This window comes from Lacrimispora sp. 38-1, from assembly GCF_049890855.1.
GTDB lineage: Bacteria > Bacillota > Clostridia > Lachnospirales > Lachnospiraceae > Lacrimispora.
Genome location: NZ_JBANEW010000070.1, coordinates 1 through 588, shown reverse-complemented (window position 1 = coordinate 588; position 588 = coordinate 1). Strand labels below are relative to the sequence as shown.

Annotated in this window: 1 pseudogene; it reads right to left on the bottom strand. The window is 40.3% G+C overall.

Annotated elements, in window-relative coordinates:
- Positions 1–381 precede the first annotated feature (381 nt).
- A pseudogene (locus V7D18_RS20835) lies at positions 382–588 on the bottom strand (hypothetical protein); the annotation flags it as partial.

Below are 588 nucleotides of genomic sequence, written 5' to 3'. Positions count from 1 at the left end.
CACTGTTACTCATAGCATCATCTCCTTGTTTCTCCTGCTGTTTCTCCTTTTTCGGGTTACTATTACGTTTCCGTATACACATTATACCACCCCTTGTCAAGCTTTTCCATATATTTTTCTTAAATATACATGAAAAGTATTTCAAATTTTGTCATAATAGATACATAGAATAAATATATTTTTCGTCAAAATAGAAACACCCATCGACCCAAAATCGACAGGCGTTTTCAAAAAGGAGAATATCAGGAATCAATCAGTCACCGGGCTGTTACACCCGGCAACCGTAGGGGGATTACCTAAATGAAGGTATGCAAGGCTTCTTCATCTGGCTCTTGCATGGTATCATACTACCATCATTTTAACGAACATGACCGAACATTTCTAAATTTCTCCAAAAAATCTATTATTTCTCATCCTGCACCCGTCTTCAGTAAATCTTACCCTCCGCTTCGGAAACATTCGATTCATGGACTGCGCCACCTTCCACCATGGAAGACCGTCTATGTAATACAGCCGGAACATGGTCCTTACCTCGCTCTTGGGGATAGACTCAATATATTCCTCTGCCTGGGTCATAAGTTCCAGCAG